The sequence below is a fragment of the Fluviicola sp. genome, assembly GCF_030151805.1.
Classification (GTDB): domain Bacteria; phylum Bacteroidota; class Bacteroidia; order Flavobacteriales_D; family Crocinitomicaceae; genus Fluviicola.
The window spans coordinates 1-4,572 of the sequence record NZ_JASLCN010000211.1; the positions used below are offsets into that span (position 1 = coordinate 1).

The following is a 4,572-nucleotide window of genomic DNA, read 5'->3' on the forward strand; positions in this document are numbered from 1 at the left end:
GGTGGACATAACTACATCAGTGCAGGTGCATCAAAAGGATTCAGCTACAGTGAGGGTACTGAATTGAAGCATTTGGACGGAAGTAACTGCGGAAACACGTGGTTCAAAGTGACGAGTTCAATGCATGGAAAATCATTCAAACTTTCTGAATTGAAATAATTCATTTTTTGAAATATTGAACAAAAAGCCTCTTTTTTTAAGAGGCTTTTTTGTTTTCCACACCTTCCTTTAGCTTTTCAATTTAAATAAGGTTAATTCGGTATATGAATTCGGTGATTTGAGTTAATTTCGTAACAGAATTAAAGGTATGAAACGAATTTTGCTTTTGGGGGCCGGTCTTTCAGCGTCAACCTTGATTAAGTATCTGCTTAATCACGCGGAAGAGAACAACTGGCAGTTACGTGTGGTGGATCAATCATTGGATTTAGTGAAGTTTAAGTTGGCAGGGCATCCTTGTGGTGTGGCGCTTTCGTTTAATGCCCTGGATCGGAATGAGCGTTGGGAAGAGTTGAAAAATGCAGATTTGGTTATTTCCATGCTGCCTGCCCGTTTTCATTTGGAGATTGCAAAAGATTGCCTGGAGTTGAAGAAAAACCTGATCACTCCTTCATACGTTTCTGCGGAGATGAGAGCCTTGAATGAGGAGGTTCGGAATGCCGGATTGATTTTCATGAATGAAATCGGGGTTGATCCCGGAATTGATCATATGAGTGCGATGAAAATCATCGACTCGATCCGGAATCAGGGCGGAATTATCTCCGGCTTCAAATCCTACTGCGGAGGTTTGATGGCTCCGGAAAGTGATACCAATCCGTGGAATTACAAATTTACCTGGAACCCGCGAAACGTGGTTTTGGCGGCACAGGGAGGAACAGCCCGTTATATTGATCAGCATCAGTACAAATACATTCCATATACACAGGTGTTCAATCGCCTGGATATCATTACGGTAGAGGGTTACGGCGAATTTGAAGGGTATGCAAACCGCGATTCCTTGTCTTACAGAGCCATTTACGGTTTGGAAGAAATCCCGACGATTTATCGCGGAACCCTGAGAAAAAATGGTTTTTGCCAGGCGTGGAACGTGTTTGTTCAGCTGGGGCTTACTGATGATAGCTTTGTACTTCAGGATTCCGAGAATCTGACACCAAGATCGTTCATCAACGCGTTTTTACCTTTCGAAGAAACGGTAAGTGTGGAAGATAAATGGGCGAATGCCTGCGAGAAATTGGGTGTAACGGACCTTCATAAGTTCGAGTGGCTGGATTTGTTTGATTCTTCCGTAAAAATCGGATTGAAAGATGCAACACCTGCTCAGATCCTGGAGAAAATCCTGGTGAATAAATGGGTGCTGGAACCTCATGATAAAGACATGCTGGTAATGGTTCACCAGTTTACCTATTCGTTGAGCGGTGAGCAACGCTTCATCGAATCTTCTATGGTGAATCTGGGGGATGATCCGGTTCATACAGCCATGTCGAAAACCGTTGGTTATCCTGTAGGAATCTGCGCAAAACTGATTCTTCAGGAAAAAATCTCACAGCGGGGAGTTTTACTTCCTACAAAACCGGAAATTTACACTCCGATCCTGGATGAACTGGAAGACCTTGGGGTTGTTTTCAAGGAATTGGAAAAAGTGATTTAACGGAAAAGGAGATTCCCTCTCGTAATCAACCGGTAAATTACAACGCCAAGTACTGTTCCGAAGAGAATCACTTCGTCCGGAATCTGTACGAAGCGGGAGATCAATAAGGTAATTCCGAAAACAAGTGAAAGAATGATTCCCTGTTTCACACTTTCCTGCGTGAATTGACTTACCGGGTATTTGCGGAACAATTGCGGGAGAAGGAATTGCTGTTTGTAAGTCAGATACCCGCTCAGAACCATCAAAGGAATTAAAACGAAGCCCTGCTGAATTCCCATATCACTATAAGATAAGAAGGCCCAGATTCGTTCTGCCCAGGAGAAACCTGCATGGATGTTCGGAAGTGTAAAGAAAACAGCCAGAGAAGTGCTTAAAATGCATAGAAACGCAATTGCAAGGTGTTTGGCTGCCACTTGTTTTTCCGTTTCATTTCCGCTGAAGTCGAGCCGCTTTCGCGCTTTGAACAGGGTGAGTACCCAAAACAGCAGCCAATCGATCAGGTAGAACATCAAAATGAAGCTCGCATCCCAACTCCAATAAAAATAACCCAATACCGGAAGAAGGGCTTCTACGCAAGTCTGAAAAATGATTGCTTTTTGCGGGGTCATTTTGACAAGCGCTTGATTGCGTCCTCAGAAATTGAAAATTCAGGGTTGTATTTCAGAGCTTTTCTGTAATATTGAATCGCCTGGTATTTCTCTCCCTTGGTTTCGAAAGCAAGTCCTAAGTTGTGCCACGCTTCTACATAGCGCGGTTCTTTTTGCAAGGTTTCGTTATAGAAATAGATGGCACTGTCAATATCGTTTTGTTTGAATTGCTTGATCCAGCCAAGTTGGAAAAGCGGCGGAGTGAAAGTAGGATCTTTCTTCAGCATTTCACGGTATGTTTGCTGCGCTTCCGGAATTTTATCAAATTGCTGGTAAGCATACGCCAGGTTGTAATAGGCTTCAATGTTATTCGGACGAATCTGGGTTGCAGTAATGAAATATTGAATACAAAGCGGATCACCTTCTTCCTGGTAGATCAAACCAAGCTTGATATAAGCTGCAAAGAATTCAGGATCTTGCTCCACTGCGGTCTGATAAGACGATTTTGCCAGTTTGCGGTTATCCATGCTCAGATAAATACTTCCTTTCAGAATATAAGCATCGCGGTATTTTTTATCAATCCGAAGTGCTTCGTTGATATAATAGAATGCTTTTTCGTTATCTCCCTGCTGGGCATACGTTGTTGCAAGTGCAACCAGCGCCTGGGTATTTTTGGGTTGTTTTTTAACGACATACTTAAAGTGATGCTGTGCCGACATGACATCGCTGGCGGTTCTGTTTGCGCGGTTATTCAATGCATTTGCATAGAGGAAACGTGCTTCAATGTTTGATTCCTGCATCCGGTATGCTTTCGCTCCGTCCTGAAGTGCCTTTTCATAATCATATCGTTCCAACATCAGGTTTCCGTGTTTGATCAAAATCGGAACACTGTCCGGGTATTTTTTATAAAGCTGATCAACGGAAAGTTCTTTTTGTTTCTTTTTAGGGGAATTACCTCCGCAAGATGTCAGGAGAACAAGAAGAAGACCGATCGAAAATAGAATGCGCATATGAAATTGGTTCTGAATCACAAAAATAAGGAAATGTATTTAGCTATTGCTATCTAAACGTTGTATTCAGCGAAAGCGTTGGAATTTCGACAAAACGAAATAAATGGTTTGTGAGTGAAACCGAATACTCGATAAACTTAACTGAATGTTCATTTCTGGTTAATAACCACACATATTCAAATGAAGTTCTTAGTTGAGTTTCATAATTTCAATTTACTGAAACTTAAAAAGATGAACAATAAATTACTACCTATTGTTCTTCTAACTCTTGCGTCTTACTCCTTTGGTCAGAATACCTATGACCAAAGGCTACTGGCTCATTTCTCGGAAGAACAGCTGGGGCAAATGCCACAGCAAAAACTGCGGGCAATTACAGATTACTACTGTAATAGCTACTCTCTCGATTCTTCAAATGCCATTGGATTTGATATCCATTCTTTTGATGTTTCTCAGTATGAAGAACTGAGACGGGAATCTGTGGATTTTTCCTTTGCGAATGAACAGGGAGTAATTATTACACTCTTTGCGAAAGAAAAATACCTGCCGAAAGCAACACTTCAGAAACAATGAAAGCGTTGTTAACCGGTTTGATCGTAGCAACGGGTTTTGCTGCTTTCTCACAATTGCCATATACCTGGACTTCCGGGGTAAATCCCGGATGGACAAGTTCCGGAACCCTCCAATGGCAAAGCGGATGTGGTTATGTGACTACTAACTGTAACGGAAACTACAGTAATAATACGAATTCAACGTATACTTCGCCTTCAATCAATGCTTCCTGTGCGAACGCCACAACAATTTCTGTCACATTTACTGCTTTCGGGAATGCGGAATACACGTATGATTTCATGTTTATCTATTATTCGCTGGATAACGGATCAACCTGGATTAATCCGTATGGAGCAGGAAACGGGTGGACAGGGAATTTCGGTTCCTCACCGGGATCTACGATTCCTGCCATTACTTTGCCGACATCGTCCAATATTCGTTTCCGGCTGAATTTTGTATCGGATAATTCGATTAACAGTAGTGGCTATAAAATAACTGATTTTGATGTGATTTGTAATGTGGTCCTTCCGGTTGAAATGGTTTCATTCACGGGAAAAAGAGTCGGGAATGAGAACGATTTGAATTGGGTCACCTTGTCTGAGCGGAACAACGATTATTTCGACATTGAATGGTCGGTGAACCCGGAAGCTGAGCTTTGGACGAGTATTTCCAAGATTCCTGCTTACGGAACCGGCAATTCGGACGCCAAACAAAGTTATTCGGCTGTTCATTCAAATCCGGCAGCCGGGAAGAAGAATTATTACCGGATTACCCAGGTTGA

4 protein-coding genes and 1 pseudogene are annotated in these 4,572 nt (G+C 42.2%); 3 read left to right on the forward strand and 2 right to left on the reverse strand.

Translation table 11 applies throughout. From position 1 onward, the window contains the following. Window positions 1-307: 307 nt before the first annotated feature. Window positions 308-1,645 carry a saccharopine dehydrogenase family protein gene (locus tag Q1V93_RS07945; RefSeq protein ID WP_300663536.1) on the forward strand — a complete coding sequence of 446 codons (1,338 nt, stop codon included), beginning with the start codon at window positions 308-310 and terminating at the stop codon, window positions 1,643-1,645. Here Q1V93_RS07945 and Q1V93_RS07950 read toward each other — a convergent pair. Both Q1V93_RS07950 and Q1V93_RS07955 read right to left on the reverse strand, forming a co-directional pair. Next, window positions 1,642-2,253, reverse strand: a complete 612-nt coding sequence (locus Q1V93_RS07950; RefSeq protein ID WP_300663538.1) for a hypothetical protein — start codon at window positions 2,251-2,253, stop codon at window positions 1,642-1,644. The genes Q1V93_RS07945 and Q1V93_RS07950 overlap by 4 nt on opposite strands. After that, window positions 2,250-3,242, reverse strand: coding sequence for a tetratricopeptide repeat protein (locus Q1V93_RS07955; protein WP_300663540.1), 993 nt, complete (start codon window positions 3,240-3,242; stop codon window positions 2,250-2,252). Before Q1V93_RS07955 ends, Q1V93_RS07950 begins: the two co-directional genes overlap by 4 nt. 231 nt (window positions 3,243-3,473) lie before the next feature. Between Q1V93_RS07955 and Q1V93_RS07960 the strand changes: the two genes are divergently transcribed. Next, window positions 3,474-3,812 carry a hypothetical protein gene (locus tag Q1V93_RS07960; RefSeq protein WP_300663542.1) on the forward strand — a complete coding sequence of 113 codons (339 nt, stop codon included), beginning with the start codon at window positions 3,474-3,476 and terminating at the stop codon, window positions 3,810-3,812. Then, window positions 3,809-4,572 (forward strand): annotated as a pseudogene (locus Q1V93_RS07965) (hypothetical protein); the annotation flags it as partial. The gene Q1V93_RS07960 and the pseudogene Q1V93_RS07965, both read left to right, overlap by 4 nt.

Coding starts and splice junctions, on each gene's coding strand:
- Q1V93_RS07950 (WP_300663538.1), bottom strand. CDS start 2,253: ATGACCCCGCAAAAAGCAATCATTTTTCAGACTTGCGTAGAAGCCCTT.
- Q1V93_RS07955 (WP_300663540.1), bottom strand. CDS start 3,242: ATGCGCATTCTATTTTCGATCGGTCTTCTTCTTGTTCTCCTGACATCT.
- Q1V93_RS07960 (WP_300663542.1), top strand. CDS start 3,474: ATGAACAATAAATTACTACCTATTGTTCTTCTAACTCTTGCGTCTTAC.
- Q1V93_RS07945 (WP_300663536.1), top strand. CDS start 308: ATGAAACGAATTTTGCTTTTGGGGGCCGGTCTTTCAGCGTCAACCTTG.